The organism is Kitasatospora aureofaciens (assembly GCF_001188955.3).
Lineage (GTDB): Bacteria > Actinomycetota > Actinomycetes > Streptomycetales > Streptomycetaceae > Kitasatospora > Kitasatospora aureofaciens.
The window spans coordinates 150,866-166,112 of the sequence record NZ_JPRF03000001.1; the positions used below are offsets into that span (position 1 = coordinate 150,866).

Sequence of the window (15,247 nt, forward strand, 5' to 3'; positions counted from 1 at the left end):
TACTGACAACCGACGTGTCGTCAGATCGACCCGGAGAATGTTGCCGGTGGACGGCGGCCGGTGTGACCAGGTTTCAGGTCGCCGGACAGCGGACAGACCCTGCGCGAATTCGGGGTGCGAGGTTGCCAAACTCCCTCGATCGGGTGGCTTTGGCATAAGCGTCGGCGATGGTTCGCAAAACCGGACTTGGGAGCACGGGGGGCGAGTTGGGGCGCACGCCCGACGCCCCCGTGTGCCCGTCGTGGACGGGCACGCGGGGGCGTCGGGGCCCGGTCACCGCGACGGCGCGGCGGGCAGCGCCCGCAGCCGGCTGACCGGGGAGACGAGCAGCCCGACCACCACGGCGGCGGAGCCGACCGCCGCGACGACCAGCGCACCCCGGCCGCCGAGTCGACCGGTGAGCAGCCCGGCGGCGAGGCCGCCCAGCGATCCGCCGCCGAACAGCAGGGTCCGGAAGGCCGCCGTCATCCGCCCCATCATCGACTGGGGCGTCACGGCCTGGCGCAGGCTGACGATGATCACCCCCGCCACGCCGAGGCCGAGGTAGGTGGTGAAGAAGGACAGCACGAACATCCCGATCATCACCGGCCGCGGCCCCGCGGCGGCGGGGATCAGGCCCGGGCCGAGCAGCAGCGCCGACTGGCCGACCAGGTAGACCCGGCCGAGCGGGAAGCGGGCGATCACCCGCCGTGCGATCAGCGCGCCGATCAGTCCGCCGACGGAGGCCGTCGAGAAGACCGCGCCGATCGTCCCGTCGCCGAGGCGGAGGTCGTGGTGGCCGTAGAGCAGGAACATCGTCCACACGGTGATCATCGAGAAGTTGCAGCAGAAGCCGATCAGCGCGAGCGAGCGCAACACCCGGTCCCGCATCACCCAGCCCATGCCGTCCTTGAGTTCGCGCCACAGGCGCCGCTCGGCGGCCGGTGCCGGGGCGGGCTCCGTGGTGCGGATCGACAGCAGCGAGAGCAAGGACACCGCGTAGGAGCAGGCGTCGACGAGCACGGCCACCGGCGCGCCGACCGCCGACACCAGGACGCCGCCCAACCCGGGCCCGGCGACGTCGGCGGCGGAGGAACTGGTGCCCATCCTGGCACTGGCCTCGACGTAGTGCTCGGGGCTCTTCACCAGCACCGGCACGTAGGACATCCAGCTGACGTCGAACACCACCGAGGCGATGCCGACCGTGCAGGCGATCACCATCAGCACGGGCAGGTCGAGCGCGTGCCACCAGTAGAGCAGCGGCACCATGGCCAGCAGGATCAGCCGGACCAGGTTGGCGCCGAGCATGACCGGCCGCCGCCGGTGCCGGTCCGCCCACACGCCGATGACCAGGGCGAGCCCGAGGTAGGGGACGAGCTGGAGGAAGCGCAGCAGCCCGACCTGTTCGTCGGTCGCGCCGAAGGCGCCGATGGCGGTGAGCGGAAGGGCGAGGTTGGTGACCTGGGTGCCGAGCAGCGAGACCGTCTCGCCGACCCAGAACCGGAGGAAGTCGTGGTTGTGCCACAGGCTCTGCCGCGCGGGTTCGGTGTTCGGCGGGGCGGAGACCTGGGTCGTCCCGGTCATCGGGCGCTCCTCGCCAGCTCGGCCACCGTGCCGGCCGCCGCGTCGACCTCGTCCTCGGTGTTGTAGTAGTGCGGCGACAGCCGCAGGCACCACTCCACCTCCTTGTCGGCGAAGTCGAACTGCGCGAACTCCCGGTAACTGAGGGCGGAGTTGATGCCGCGCGCGTCCATCGCCGCCTTGAACGGCGCGGCCTGCCAGCCCTCGATGGTGAAGGTGACCAGGGCGGCCGGCGCGGGCCCGCCGTCGAGCGTGCGGACGCGGGGGACGGCGGCCAGCCGCTCGCGCAGCCGGCCGGCCAGCGCGGGGGTGCGCCGAGCCACCGGTTCCAGGCCGACCCGCAGCGCGTAGCGGACGGCGGCGGCGCAGCCGAGGACGGTGGCGTAGGGGAACTCCCACTCCTCGAACCGGGCCGCCGTGCCGACCGGCCGGTAGTAGCCGGGGGCGACCCAGCGCGCGCCGTGCATGTCGATGTGGAGCGGCTCGTACCCGGCCGCCAGCACCCGGTCGGAGACGTAGAGGAAGCCCGAACCGCGCGGGCCGCGGAGGAACTTGCGGCAGGTCGCGGTGAGCAGGTCGCAGCCGATCGTCTCGACGTCGATCGGGTACTGGCCGACCGACTGGCAGGCGTCGACCAGGTACAGCAGGTCGAGTTCCCGGCAGTGCCGGCCGATCTCGGCGACCGGCTGGACCAGCCCGGAGTTGGTGGGCACGTGGGTCACGGCCACCAGGCGCGGCCGGTGGGCGCGCATCAGCGCGGCCATGGCCTCGACGTCGACGCCGCTGCCGTCGGGGTGGTCGGGGGCGTGCACGATCCGGACGCCGTGGCGCCGGCGCAGGGACAGGAAGGCGATCTGGTTGGACACGAAGTCGTTGCGGGTGGTCAGGACGACGTCCCCGGGCCGGAAGTCGATCGCGGACAGGGCCTTGGCGTAGGCGTGGGTCGCGCTCGCGGCGAAGGCGAGGTTGCCGGGGCGGGTACCGAGGAGCTCGGCGAGCGCGGCGTAGAAGTCGGCGACCTCGGCGGCGCGGGCGGCGGCGGCCTCGTAGCCGCCGATGCCCGCCTCCAGGCGCAGGTGGTCGAGCACCGTCTCCAGGACCGGGCGGGCCATCAGTCCGGCGCCGGCGTTGTTGAAGTGGATCACCGCCTCGCAGCCGGGGGTGTCGGCCCGGAGGGCGGCGAGGTCCAGGAGCGGTTCCCGGCTGAGATCCAGAACCCGTTCCTGGCCGGCGTTCAGGAGCGGTTCCGGACTGGAGACGAAAGCGCTATTCTTGTTCTTCATGTCTGACGGTAGCAGTATCGAGACCCTGGTGGCGATCCTCCGGACGGAGATCGCCCGCCTCTCCCCGGGCGACCGCCTGCCCAGCAGTCGGGACCTGATCACCCGTCACGGCGTCGGGCCGGTCACCGTCTCCCGGGCGATCGCCCTGCTCGCCGCCGAGGGCGCGGTGGTGACCCGGCCCGGGAGCGGCACCTACGTCGCGGCCCGCCGCCCGCCCGCCGGCGGCGGCGAACCGGACACCTCCTGGCAGGCGGTGGCGCTGGCCGGGCGCCCGTTCGCCCCCGAGGCGCCCGACGAGCAGTCCGGCACGGTGCCGGTCGGCACCATCCCGCTGTCCGGGGGCTACCCGCACGAGAGCCTCCAGCCCACCCGGCTGCTCGGCGGCGCCCTGGCCAGGGCCGCCCGCCGCCCGGACGCCTGGCACCGCGCCCCGGCGGCAGGTCTGACCACGCTGCGGACGATCTTCGCCCGGCAGGCGGGCGGTGAGGTCGGTCCCGACGACGTGCTGGTCACCGGGGGAGGGCAGGGCGCGCTGTCACTGCTGTTCCGCGCCGTCGCGGCGCCCGGCAGCCCGATCCTGGTCGAGTCACCCACCTACGGCGGCGCGCTCGCCGCCGCGCGCTCCGCCGGACTGCACCCGGTGCCCGTGCCGATGGACGACCAGGGTCTGCGCCCCGACCTGCTCGCCGAGGCCTTCGCCATGACCGGCGCGCGCCTGCTCTACTGCCAGCCCACCTTCCACAACCCGACCGGGACGGTCCTCTCCGGCGAACGGCGCCGCCAGATCGTCGACGTGGCCCGCGCCGCGGGGGCGTTCCTGATCGAGGACGACTTCGCCCGCCACCTCGGCCACGGCCGGCCGGTGCCCCGGCCGCTGGTCGCCGACGACCGGGACGGCACCGTCGTCCACCTCACCTCGCTGACCAAGCCCGCCTCGCCCAGCCTGCGGATCGGCGCGCTGATCGCCCGCGGCCCGGTGATGCGGCGGCTGCTCGGGATGCGGCGGGTGGACGACTTCTTCATCGCCCGCCCGCTCCAGGAGGCCGCGGTCGAACTGCTCAGCACCCCGGCCTGGGACCGGCACCTGCGCGCCCTGTCCGCCGCCCTGCATCAGCGCTGCGCCGTGCTGGCCGACGCCCTGGCGCGGGAGGTGCCGGACTGGACGCTGCACCGGGTGCCGGCGGGCGGCCTGCACCTGTGGGTCAGGCTGCCGGCCGGGTGCACCGAGGAGGCCGTCGCGGAGGCGGCCCGGGCGCACCGGGTGGCCGTCAACCTCGGCCACCACCACTTCCCGGCTGAGCCGCCGGCCGCCCACCTGCGGCTCGGCTTCGCCGCCGCGGCCGAACCCGCCGAACTCGTCGAGGCGGCGGCCCGCCTGCGAGCCGTGGCCGCCCAGGCGTAACCGGCGCGACGGCGCAACAGCGTAGCGGCCCCGGCGGCTCGCGGCTCAGGCGTAGATCGCGATCCGGGGCTCGATCGTGCCCCGGGCGGGCGCGTGGAGCACGGTCAGCCGGTAGTTCTCGGTGAGCGTGTGGTGGCTGTGCAGGACGATCTTCGCCGGGATCAGCTGGGTGTAGAGCGTGCCGGTCTGGCTGCCGAGCGGCAGGGTGTGCCAGCGGCCGTCGCGCCCCAGCTGTTCGAGCCGGACGTCCGAGGGGCTGAGGAACGGGCCCTGCTGTGGCGACTCGACCAGGATCTGCGGGGCGATCGTCTGGTCCGCCGGTGTGTCGTTGCGGTACATGAAGGTGATCCGGTGCGGTGCTCGGTCGGTTGGCAGCGCGGTGTCGGGCAGGTCCACGAAGCGCACCGGCGCCGCGGCGGCCGCCGAAGCGGTCGGGGGCGCGGAGGCCGCCTGCGCGGGCGCCGTCAGCACCGCGATCGGCAGGGCGGTGAGGACGGCGACGGTCAGCACCAGAGCCCGACGGGGGATCGTCCTGAGCGGCATGGCGCCTCCTTGGGTCGAGGGGCGGCAGCTCCGAGGAGCGGCCGCCTGCCGGACGGTGCCCGCCGGGTCAGGACGGTCGCCGGCCGGGCGGTTCGTACCCCTCCACCCTGCACGCGCCCGGCGGATGGCGCATCCGCCGGGCGCGTCGCCCCGGGCGACGGTCACACCGGGTGACCGAACCCGTGCGTCAGCGCAGCGGACGGCAGAGCAGCGCGTCGGGCACGCCGTACTCCAGCCAGCGCCAGGTGTCGGCCACCCCGGCCACGTACTCGTCGTCCGCGCACTGGCCCTTGTAGGTACCGGGCGCCCAGTCGCTCGCGACGGAGCCGCCGGCGGCGGGCCGGTTGTCGCCGTGGTCGAACCAGACCGTGCGGCCGCCGGCGGGCAGGGCGGTGGCGGCCGGGGCGCAGAGCAGCGCGGACATCGCGTTGTTGTGCACGCTGTAGCCCACGGCGAAGGTGTTGTCGGGGCACTGGAGCTTGTCGTAGCCGGACGCCCAGTCGCCGCCGGTGACGTAGCGCTGGTCGGTGACGGTCACCCAGTCGCCGGCGCCCACGGCGGGCCCGGCGGTGTCGGTGCACAGGCCGCGGCTGCTGCTGCGGCCGAGGCCGGCCAGGCGCTGGCCGTCCGGGCAGTCGCCCTTGCGGTTGCCGGGGCTCCAGTCGGGCCGGGCCAGCATGCGGCTGGAGACGTTCTGGTCCGCGTGGTCGAGGTCGAGCATGTTCCAGCGGGCGACCGGTGCGACCTGTCCGGTGTACGAGGGGGCGTTGACCAGCTTGTTCCAGTCGGCGGCGCGCCAGTCGCCGGGGTCGTTCAGGCCGAGCCGGCGGCCGGCGGTGTCGTAGGAGAGCAGCGCCCAGTTGTCGTTGGGGACACCGTTGTTCTGCCAGCCGACCAGCGGCCAGACGGCGAAGTCGGTGTCGTTGGCGGCCAGGATGTCGGTGAAGCGGTCGAACCAGGCCTGCTCCTTGGCGTCGGTCGAGCCGCGGCCGGCGGCGCCGAACTCACTGACCCAGACCGGGGCGGTGAAGTGCTGCCCGGACCGGGTGACGAACAGGGCCTCCTGGTTCACCACCTGGGCGAGCTGCTCGGGGGTGAAGTCCTCGTAGCGCGGGTCGCTGGTGGAGCCGGGGCCGCTGCCCGCGCCGGTGTTGGCCGGGCCGGTGTAGGCGTAGAAGTGGGCGGCGTAGACCAGTTTGTCGGACCGGATCAGGGTGTTGGACAGGGTGGCCACCGGGGTGAGCATCGGACGGCCGTGGGAGAACCCGGCGGCGGGGATGCCGTACCAGTTGATGCCCTCCATGATGACCAGCAGGTCGGGGTCGGCCTGGAGGATCCGGTTTCCGGCCTCCTCGAAGGCCGCGTACTCGTCGTGGCCGTCGCCCAGGCCCCAGTTGGGGTCGTCCCAGGTGTCCCGGCGCACCTCGTTGCGCAGGTCCGCGCCGACGACCCGCTTGTCGGCCTTGTAGCGGTTCACCATGAACACCCAGTCGTCCTCCCACTGTTGGGTGCTCTGGCCGCTGTTCCAGCGCTCGTTGCCGTCGAGGCCGCAGCAGAAGCGGTAGCTGGTGGTGTGGTTGTTGAGGACGACCGCGAACCCGTCGGCGGTGAGCGCGGCCACGACGGCGTCGTAGACCTGCAGCGGGGTCTTGCCCCTGAGCTGCGGATTGGCGGCGACGGCGGCGTCCGGGACGGCGGCGGTGTCGTGGATCAGCGCGTTGGCGAACGGCAGCCGGACGGCGTTCAGGCCCAGGCCGTGGAAGCCCGCCAGGATCTGGTCGATCGGCGCCCGGTCCAGGCCGAGCGGGATGTCGTAGGAGACCTGGCCGGCCTGGTTGTGCGCCGGGTCGGTGGTCGAGCCGCTGCCCTCCCAAGTGCCCTGGGCGCCTGCCCAGTTGCCGGCCCTGAGCTTGAACCGGTCGCCGTTGGCGTCGACCACGTACCGCCCCCGGGTGCTCAGCGGACCGGTCCAGGAGGCGGCGAGCCGGTCGCCGCTCTGCACGGGCGAGGCAGGCGCGGCGGGTGCGGCGCTCGGTGCGGCCTGTGCGGCCTGTGCGGGCGGGGCGGTGCTGATGAGGGCGGCCAGCAGGGCCGCCACCGCGAGCACGGCTCGGCGAGCCGGGCGGATGGATATCACGGATCTCTCCAGGACGGGAGTCACGGGGCAGGGGTTGTCGACGGTACGTCAAAGACACTGTTCAGGACGAGACCTTCCACCGTCCGAACCCCTTATGACAACAGCATTGACGTGCAACGGCGCCGCCGGTTTCATGGCTCGCACTTCCCCACCCCACCCCCACACCCCCACGAGCAAGGCGGTGATCCGTTGGCACCGACGGTCAAGGACGACACGGGCAGCGGTCCGAGAACGGGCGCCGGCCACGACGCCATGCACAAGTCCATCGGCCTGCTGGACGGCGCGGCGATCGCCGCCTCCAGCACGGCCGCCACCAGCAGCATCGGCATCGGCCTGGGCCTGATGGCCGGCGTCGTCGGCCTCCACCTGCCCGCGATCATGCTGCTGGCCTTCCTCCCCGTGCTCGCCATCGCCGGCGGCTACGGGCGGCTGAACGCCGTCGAACCGGACGCCGGCAGCAGCTACCGCTGGGTCGGCCGTACGCTCAGTCCCTGGCTGGGCTTCCTCACCGGCTGGGTGAACACCGTCGGCACGGTGGTCTTCATGGCCTACACCACCACCGTCACCGGCTCGGCGGTCATCCAACTCCTCGACCAGGCGCACCTGCGCAGCGTCGCCGGCCTGCGGCTCGACCCTGACTCGACCGTCCAGTGCACCCTGCTCGGCCTCGTCGTCCTGATCGCCGCCGCCCTGGTCGCCGTCCGCGGACTCGACCTCGCCGCCCGGCTGCAGAAGGCGCTGCTGGTCTTCGAGTACGCCGTGCTGCTGGGCTTCTGCGGCTACGGCCTGTTCGCGGGCGACCAGCAGTTCTCGCTCCAGTGGTTCAACCCGTTCGACCTCCCCTCCTTCGACGCCGTCGCCCAGGGCATGGTGCTGGCGGTGTTCTGCTACTGGGGCTTCGAATCGGTCTTCAGCGTCGGCGAGGAGGTGCGCGAACCGCGCGACGCCTCCCGGGCCGGCTTCCTCGCCCTGGTGGTGATGATGCTGCTCTTCCTGCTGGCCGGCACCGCCTTCCAACGGGTGCTGCCACTCGACGAGCTGGCCGACAACGGCGCCCACGGCCTGACCTACTTCGGCGAGAAGCTGGCCCACCAGCCGCTGGCCGCACTGCCGCTGATCGCGCTGACCTTCTCCGCCGTGGCCTCGCTGCAGTCCTCGGTGATACCGACGGCGCGCGGGATGTACGCGATGGGCCGCGACGGGGTGCTCGGCGGCGTCTGGACCAGGCTGCACCCCCGGCACGCCACCCCCGCCGTCGGCACCCTGCTGATCACCGGCATCGCCGTCGCCCTCGCGCTGGTCTCCGTGGTCATCCCCACCGTCAACGACCTGATCTCGGCCGCCGTCAACGCGATCGGCGTCATCGTCGCCCTCTACTACGCCCTCACCGCCGTCGCGTCCGCCGTCCGCTTCCGCCACCTGCTGCGCACCGCGCCGCTGGAGGGCCTGCGCGCCGTGCTCGGCCCGCTGCTCGGCGCGGCGGTGCTGCTCGCCGTCGGCGGCTACCTGGCCTGGACCTTCTACGACTCCACCGACCACTTCGAACTGTCAGCCGACAACGGCTGGTTCGAGCTGACCGTGGTGGTGCTGATGATCGTCACCGGCCTCCCCTCGGCGGCCTGGGCCCGCTGGCGGCGCCGCTCGCCGTACTTCCTCGACCCGACCTCCTAGGGCCTGTCCGGCGGATCTTGCCGCGCGCTGATCCGACAGGATCCGCCGGACAGGCCCTGGCCCACCACCCGCCACGAGTACCACCGAGAACGGAGCACCACCCATGGCCAAGGCCGATCTGGTCCTCACCCGCGGCCCCGTCCACACCGGCGACGCCGCCCGCACCCGGGCGAGCAGCCTGGCCGTGACCGGCGGGCGGATCACCGCCGTCGGGCACGACGAGGTCCGGGAGCTGATCGGGCCGAGCACCGAGGTCGTGGACCTCGCCGGCAAGCTGCTGCTGCCGGGCTTCCAGGACGCCCACATCCACGCGGTCTTCGGCGGCGTCGAGTCCGCCGCCTGTGACCTCACCGGCACCGTCGGGGTCGCGGAGTACCTGGAGCGGATCCGCGCCTACGCCGAGGCCCACCCGGACCGGGAGTGGATCACCGGCAGCGGCTGGTCCCTGGAGAGCTTCGAAGGCGGCCTGCCGACCCGGCAGTTGCTCGACTCCGTCGTCCCGGACCGCCCGGTCCACCTGACCAACCGCGACCACCACGGCGCCTGGGCCAACACCCGGGCCCTGGAACTGGCCGGCCTCACCCGCGACACCCCGGACCCGGCCGACGGCAGGATCGAACGCGAGGCCGACGGCACCCCGGCCGGCATGCTCCAGGAGGGAGCCACCGCGCTGGTCGCCCGGCTGGTGCCGCCGGCCACCGCCGCCGAGCGGCTGACGGGCCTGCTGCGCGCCCAGCGGCTGCTCCACTCGCTCGGCATCACCGGCTGGCAGGACGCGCTGCTCGGGGAGTTCAACGGCCAGCCGGACCCGTCCGACGCCTACCTGGCCGCCGCCCGATCCGGGGCGCTGACCGCCCGGGTGACCGGCGCGCTCTGGTGGGACCGCGACCGGGGCGCCGAACAGATCCCCGAACTCGTCGAGCGGAGGGCGGAGTTGAGCCACGGACGGTTCCGGGCCGGCTCGGTGAAGATCATGCAGGACGGCATCGCGGAGAACTTCACCGCCGCGATGACCAGCCCGTACCTGGACGGCTGCGGCTGCCTGACGGCCAACTCCGGCCTCAGCTTCGTGGATCCGGCCGCACTGTGCGGCTACGTCACCGAACTCGACGCGCTCGACTTCCAGGTGCACTTCCACGCCCTCGGCGACCGGGCCGTCCGCGAGGCACTGGACGCCGTCGAGGCCGCCCGGGCGAAGAACGGCCGGCGCGCCACGCGGCACCACCTCGCCCACCTCCAGGTGGTCCACCCCGACGACCTCCACCGCTTCGCCCGGCTCGGCGCGGTCGCCAACATCCAGCCGCTGTGGGCCGCGCACGAGCCGCAGATGGACGAGCTGACCATCCCCTTCCTCGGCCCCGAGCGCGCCGCCCGGCAGTACCCGTTCGGCGCGCTCCAGCGGGCGGGCGCCACCCTGGCGGCCGGCAGCGACTGGCCGGTGAGCAGCCCGGACCCACTGGCCGGTCTGCACGTGGCGGTCAACCGGATGGAGCCGGGAGCCGTCGACGGCCGGGTCTTCCTGCCCGAGCAGCGCCTCGACCTGGCCTCCGCCCTCGCCGCCTACACGGCCGGCTCGGCCCATGTGAACGGCCACGACGACGCCGGCACCCTGGCGGTCGGACAGCTCGCCGACCTGGTGGTGCTCGACCGGGACATTCTCACCGGCCCCCCGACGGAGATCGCCGACGCCCGGGTGGAGCGGACCTACGTCGGGGGTGAACTGGTGTACGTGGCGGAGTGATCCCGCACGGCCCGGCTCAGCGCAGTGCCGCGAGCCGGGCCCCGGCGGCGTCGATCAGCAGGTCGAGCGCGTACGGGTACCCGCTGCTCCGCATGTCGGCGGTGAGCAGGTGCGCGGTGGCGGCGATGTGGGGGTGGGTGGTGGCGTCGAGCCGGGCGTAGGAGGACTGCCAGACCCGCAGGTCGGCGGTGGCGGCGGCGGCCGGGAGGGCGAGGGCCGCGGCGTCGAGGGCCGCGAAGCCGAGGCTCTGGTCGACGAAGGCGTGGTAGATCCGCACCGCCTCCTGGTCCGGGAAGCCGGCCGTGCGCAGCACCGAGAGGATCGCCTCGACGGCGGCGGTCTCGTGGGTGCGGCCGGTGGTGCGGTGGGCCGCGAGCACGGCGGCCTGGGGGTGGGCCAGGTAGGCGGAGTGGATCCTCAGGCCGATGGCGCGCAGGTCGGCGCGCCAGTCGCCGGTGGCCCGCCAGTCGGCCTGGGCGAGGCCGATGAGCTCGTCGGCGATGGCCAGCAGCAGGTCGTCCGTGCTGTGGAAGTAGCGGTAGACGGCGCTGGGGTCGGCCCCGAGCGCGGCGCCGAGCCGGCGGACGGTGAGGGCCTCGGCGCCGTGCTGTTCGATCAGCCGCAGCGCGGTGTCGATGATCAGCTCCTGGGAGAGCACCACGCCCTGCTTGGTGGGTCTACGGCGGCGGCGCCGGGGCTCGGGGACTACGCGTTCGCTCATGGCCGGCAGGCTATGTCAACGGCGTTGACGGATGACAGGGGTCGGCCGGCGGATTCTCGGGAGCGGCGGGCCGGGGCGTCCTCCGCCCCCGGACGAAGGGTGCCGCCGGGGCCGGAGGTTGGAATGAATCGTGGACGGTTCTGTGCGAGCCGTGTCGAAAATCTGGGACCTTCGTAGTGGTGTTCGAGGTCGCGTCACTCTCCGCGGTCGGGTGTCCTTGTCGACAAGGTGCTTGTTCCGTCTCGGGAAAGGCGCCAAGGGCCGGATCCGCGCTGGTGGGGCCGGTCGCGCCGTGAGCCGTCGTGGAGGGGCGGCGTCATGGAGACGTCTGACGGATCATCAAAGTTCCATGTTTTGCCACTCGGTTGGATGAATTCCCTTTAAGCTCACGTTAATCATGGCGGTTTCAGGCCACGCTGAGGACTCTTCGGATAGTCGGGCCATGAGGCCATTCAGACGATGAGAGCAGGGATGAAGACAACGAATGAACTGATGAACGGCGCCGCGCGCGGGCCGTCCCGGTCACGGCCGGGCCGGCCCGGCCGCCGGGCCGTCGCCCGCGTCGCCGCGCTCGCCATCGCCGTCGGCGGCAGTTCGCTGGCGGCTGTCCCGACGGCGGTCTCGCAGACCGGCGACGGGACGGTCACCGTCAAGGTGATCCGGGCCGTGGACAACACCGGCACGTACACGCCGGCGCTGGAACCGGGCATGGCGGGCGTCAAGGTGACGCTCACCGACGACGCCGGTGTCTCGATCGACGGGACCACGGCGGCGGACGGCACGGTGACGCTGTCGCCCGCGACCGGGAAGACGAGCGGCGGCAAGTACCGGGTCCAGGTGGTGAACCCGAAGCCGGGCGTGCTCTTCCCGGCCTTCGCCTCCCGCCAGGGCCTGGACGGCGCGCCCAACCAGCTCAGCTCCAACGAGGAGTTCGTCGACCTCGGCGGAGGCAAGAACGTCTCCTACACCACCGGGCTGTGGAACCCGGCGGACTACTGCCAGAAGAACGCGCCGCTGGCGACCGCCTGTCAGACGCCCACCTACCAGGGCGGGAACCAGCGCACGCTGGTCACCTTCCCGTACGACAAGCGCGGCCAGGAGGGCCCCGGCAACGCGGCGACGAACATCGCCACCGACGCCGAGACCGGCACGATCTTCGGCCTCGCCTGGAACAAGGCGGACAAGCGGCTGTTCTCCGCGGCGACGGCCAAGCGCACCACCGACTACGGCCCCGGCGGCTCCGGCGGGATCTACGTCACCGACCTGAGCGACCCGGCGAAGAGGAAGACGACCGTCTTCACCACCGTCCCGGACGCGGGCAGCACCGCGCACGGGCCGGGGACGGACGACGCCTTCCTCGACGTGCCCGGGAAGCAGAGCCTCGGCGGCATCAAGGTCACCGACGACGGCAAGGACCTGTTCGTCGTCAACCTGAACGACCGCAAGCTCTACCGCTACGACGCCACCCAGCCGACGGCCTCGGCGGCCAAGGCGTCCTACCCGATCCCGGACCCGGGCTGCCCGTCGACCGCGGACTGGCGGCCGTACGGGCTCGGCATGCAGGACGGCTCCGGCTTCCTCGGCGGGGTCTGCTCCGGCGAGTCCACCGGCAAGCTCACGGACGTGCGCGCCGTGGTCATGCCGTTCGACCTCGGTACCGGGGCGTTCGGCAAGCCGGTGCTGGACCAGCCGCTGGACTACCCGCGGCAGTCCACCGTCGGCGGCGGCCCGTGCGACGGGGCGGGCTGGTTCCCCTGGACCAGCACCTTCCCGGGCTCGCAGAACGGCCGGCCGTGCGGCAACTCCACCATCGCGTTCCCCGAACCGGAGCTCGGCGAGATCCTGTTCGAGACCGACGGCTCGATGCTGCTGGCCTTCAAGGACCGCTTCGCGGACCGCGGACCGGGCGCCCCGGCGCCCAACTCGGCCACGGTGATGTCCGGCGGCGACCTGAACAAGGCCTGCCCGTCGAACGGCATGTACGTGATGGACGTCAACCTCGGCTGCGGCAAGACCGTCCGCGGCGCCCGGTTCTTCTCCACCGGCTGGGACGAGGTCGGCCACCACAACACGGTGTTCGCGGGCATCGCGCTCTCCAAGGTCGAGAGCACCGTCGCGGCCTCCGCCTTCGACCCGGACCACACCGCGGTCGGCTACGGCACGTCGTTCATGGAGCGCAAGGACGGCGCGCACGACCCGAAGTTCGGCCTGCGGCTCACCCCGGCCAACACCGGCTCGCCGTTCGGCAAGGGCGCCGCGATGGGTGACCTGGAAGTGCTCTGCGACCAGGCACCGCTGCAGATCGGCAACCGGGTCTGGTACGACCCCGAGCGCAAGGGCATCCAGAACCCGGGCCAGCTCCCGGTGAAGGGCGCCACCGTCAACCTGTACGACGAGTCGGGCAAGGTGGTCGGCACCACGAAGACGACGGCGCGCGGCGAGTACTACTTCGACGACAGCAACGTCACCGGCGGCCTCAAGCCGCACACCAAGTACACCATCCGCATCGACAACCCCGCCGACTACGCCAAGGGCGGCCCGCTGTACCACTGGGTGCCCACGGACCACGACGTCGGCGACAACCGCTTCATCGACTCCAAGGGCATCGTCCCGGCCGGCACCAAGTTCCCCGAACGGGCGCTGACCACCGGCGGACCGGGCGAGAACGACCACACCTTCGACTTCGGCTACCGCCAGCAGGAGGGCGCGCTGAAGCTGGTCAAGCACGACCAGGACGGCAAGCCGCTGGCCGGTGCCAAGTTCCAGCTGTGGCACGAGACCAACGGCACCGACGGTCTGCAGACCACGGGGACGAAGCCGGACACGCCCGTCGGTGACCCCTGCACGACCGGCGACGACGGCATCTGCCGGGGCAACGGCGTGCCCGGCACGTACTACTGGCAGGAGTTGAGCCCGCCCGACGGCTACTCGGCGCCGGACACCACGGTCTTCGGACCGCTGGTGCTCACCGCCGACAACCTGGAGGACGGGGTCAGCGTCACGGCCGTCAACAAGCTGATCCCCACCCCGACGCCGACCGCGTCGTCGACGCCCACCCCGACGCCGACGACTCCGCCGACGTCACCGCCGAGCACGCCGGCCCCACCGGCGCCCGCTCCCGGCGGCGAACTGCCGCACACCGGTGCGAGCAGCGGGCTGCCGCTGATCGCGACCGGCGCCGCGGCGCTGATCGCCCTCGGCGTGGCACTGTTCGTGCTGGTGCGCCGACGCCGGGCCCAGCACCGGTAGTCGGTCCCCCCGCTCCGGCGGGGTGACACCCGGATCGGGCGGGTTCGCGGTCCTTCGTGGTCCGCGAACCCGCCCGACTCCTGTGTACGACGTGAAGAAGAGATCGGAGTGGACAACCGGATGGCCCGGAAGACGAGGACCAGCCCCCGGCCGCCCAGGCGCCGGCGGACCCGCTGGCTCACGGCGCTGATCGCGACCGCGGTGTGCGCCGCCGTGGCGGGCGGCGTCGCCGCGTACCGGAGCGTCTCCGACGACGCCTCCGAACGGCCGGTCACCACCGAGGAGGCGGGCCGGCTGGCGCTGTCCCGGCTCAACCTCTACCAGGCCAGCCCGGTGGGGGTGGTGCTCACCGCCGACGAGGGCGGGGGAGTGCGGATCCGGGTCGAGGGCGTCGTGGACTACCGCACCCACCGCGGTGTGGGCCGCTACCGGAGCACCGGCGCGAGCGGCCCGCTCGACCACGGCCTGGTGGTCTGGGACACCGACGGCCTGGGTCTGGCCCCCGAACCCGCGGGCGACCAGGGGCCGCCCTGGCAGCAGGCCGAACACATCCCCCGCTCCGGCTGGTCGCCGCGCTCGTACACCGCCGACCCGCTGGACGCGGGCCTCCAACTGCTCACCCAGGTCGGCGCGGACCGCCCCGACAACCCGCTGCTGCTCGCCCAGTCCGGCGCCCGCTGGCTCGGCCGGGACCGGATCGACGGCCGCGGCTACGACCGCTTCGCCGGCCCGCGCGCCCAGGGCGCCGCACCGGACGGAAAGACCTCGCCGCTGACGTACTGGGTGGACGGCGACGCCAACCTGCGCCGGGTCACCATGCGGATCGCGGGCCTGGGCACGCCGACCATCGTGGACTTCTCCGGCCGCAACGCCGACGCCAAGCTCCCCGAAGCACCCTGGCTCACCGGCTGACGGCGCTCACCGGCGACGGCGCTCACCG

10 protein-coding genes are annotated in these 15,247 nt (G+C 73.0%); 5 read left to right on the forward strand and 5 right to left on the reverse strand.

All coding sequences use genetic code 11. The features are described 5' to 3' along the window. Window positions 1–273 precede the first annotated feature (273 nt). A complete protein-coding gene (locus tag HS99_RS00700) occupies window positions 274–1,563 on the reverse strand; it encodes an MFS transporter (protein ID WP_030284994.1) in 1,290 nt (429 codons plus the stop codon). Beyond that, the gene (locus tag HS99_RS00705; protein WP_078938634.1) at window positions 1,560–2,843 is read right to left on the reverse strand and encodes an aminotransferase class V-fold PLP-dependent enzyme; all 1,284 of its coding nucleotides are present in this window, start codon (window positions 2,841–2,843) and stop codon (window positions 1,560–1,562) included. Before HS99_RS00705 ends, HS99_RS00700 begins: the two co-directional genes overlap by 4 nt. On the opposite strand from HS99_RS00705, the gene HS99_RS00710 reads away from it, so the two are divergent. Continuing rightward, window positions 2,842–4,245, forward strand: a complete 1,404-nt coding sequence (locus HS99_RS00710; protein ID WP_030284989.1) for an aminotransferase-like domain-containing protein — start codon at window positions 2,842–2,844, stop codon at window positions 4,243–4,245. The genes HS99_RS00705 and HS99_RS00710 overlap by 2 nt on opposite strands. A gap of 45 nt (window positions 4,246–4,290) precedes the next feature. Here HS99_RS00710 and HS99_RS00715 read toward each other — a convergent pair whose 3' ends face one another. Next, complete coding sequence (locus tag HS99_RS00715; protein WP_030550214.1) at window positions 4,291–4,788, reverse strand: hypothetical protein; 498 nt, start codon at window positions 4,786–4,788, stop codon at window positions 4,291–4,293. A gap of 187 nt (window positions 4,789–4,975) precedes the next feature. Continuing rightward, window positions 4,976–6,925: a glycoside hydrolase family 5 protein gene (locus tag HS99_RS00720; RefSeq protein WP_046385829.1), complete on the reverse strand. Its 1,950-nt coding sequence runs from the start codon at window positions 6,923–6,925 to the stop codon at window positions 4,976–4,978. A 252-nt stretch (window positions 6,926–7,177) separates the two neighbouring features. Here HS99_RS00720 and HS99_RS00725 point away from each other — a divergent pair, with 252 nt between their 5' ends. Both HS99_RS00725 and HS99_RS00730 read left to right on the forward strand, forming a co-directional pair. Continuing rightward, complete coding sequence (locus tag HS99_RS00725) at window positions 7,178–8,596, forward strand: APC family permease (RefSeq protein ID WP_046386527.1); 1,419 nt, start codon at window positions 7,178–7,180, stop codon at window positions 8,594–8,596. Window positions 8,597–8,699: 103 nt separating this feature from the next. Next, complete coding sequence (locus HS99_RS00730) at window positions 8,700–10,337, forward strand: amidohydrolase (protein ID WP_030284981.1); 1,638 nt, start codon at window positions 8,700–8,702, stop codon at window positions 10,335–10,337. A 16-nt stretch (window positions 10,338–10,353) separates the two neighbouring features. Here HS99_RS00730 and HS99_RS00735 read toward each other — a convergent pair whose 3' ends face one another. After that, entirely contained in the window at window positions 10,354–11,058 is a 705-nt protein-coding gene (locus HS99_RS00735; protein WP_030550219.1) for a TetR/AcrR family transcriptional regulator, read from the reverse strand. A 471-nt stretch (window positions 11,059–11,529) separates the two neighbouring features. On the opposite strand from HS99_RS00735, the gene HS99_RS00740 reads away from it, so the two are divergent. After that, window positions 11,530–14,307: an SdrD B-like domain-containing protein gene (locus HS99_RS00740; protein WP_050367006.1), complete on the forward strand. Its 2,778-nt coding sequence runs from the start codon at window positions 11,530–11,532 to the stop codon at window positions 14,305–14,307. Window positions 14,308–14,427: 120 nt separating this feature from the next. Beyond that, a complete protein-coding gene (locus tag HS99_RS00745; RefSeq protein WP_030284974.1) occupies window positions 14,428–15,219 on the forward strand; it encodes a hypothetical protein in 792 nt (263 codons plus the stop codon). Window positions 15,220–15,247: the final 28 nt, after the last annotated feature.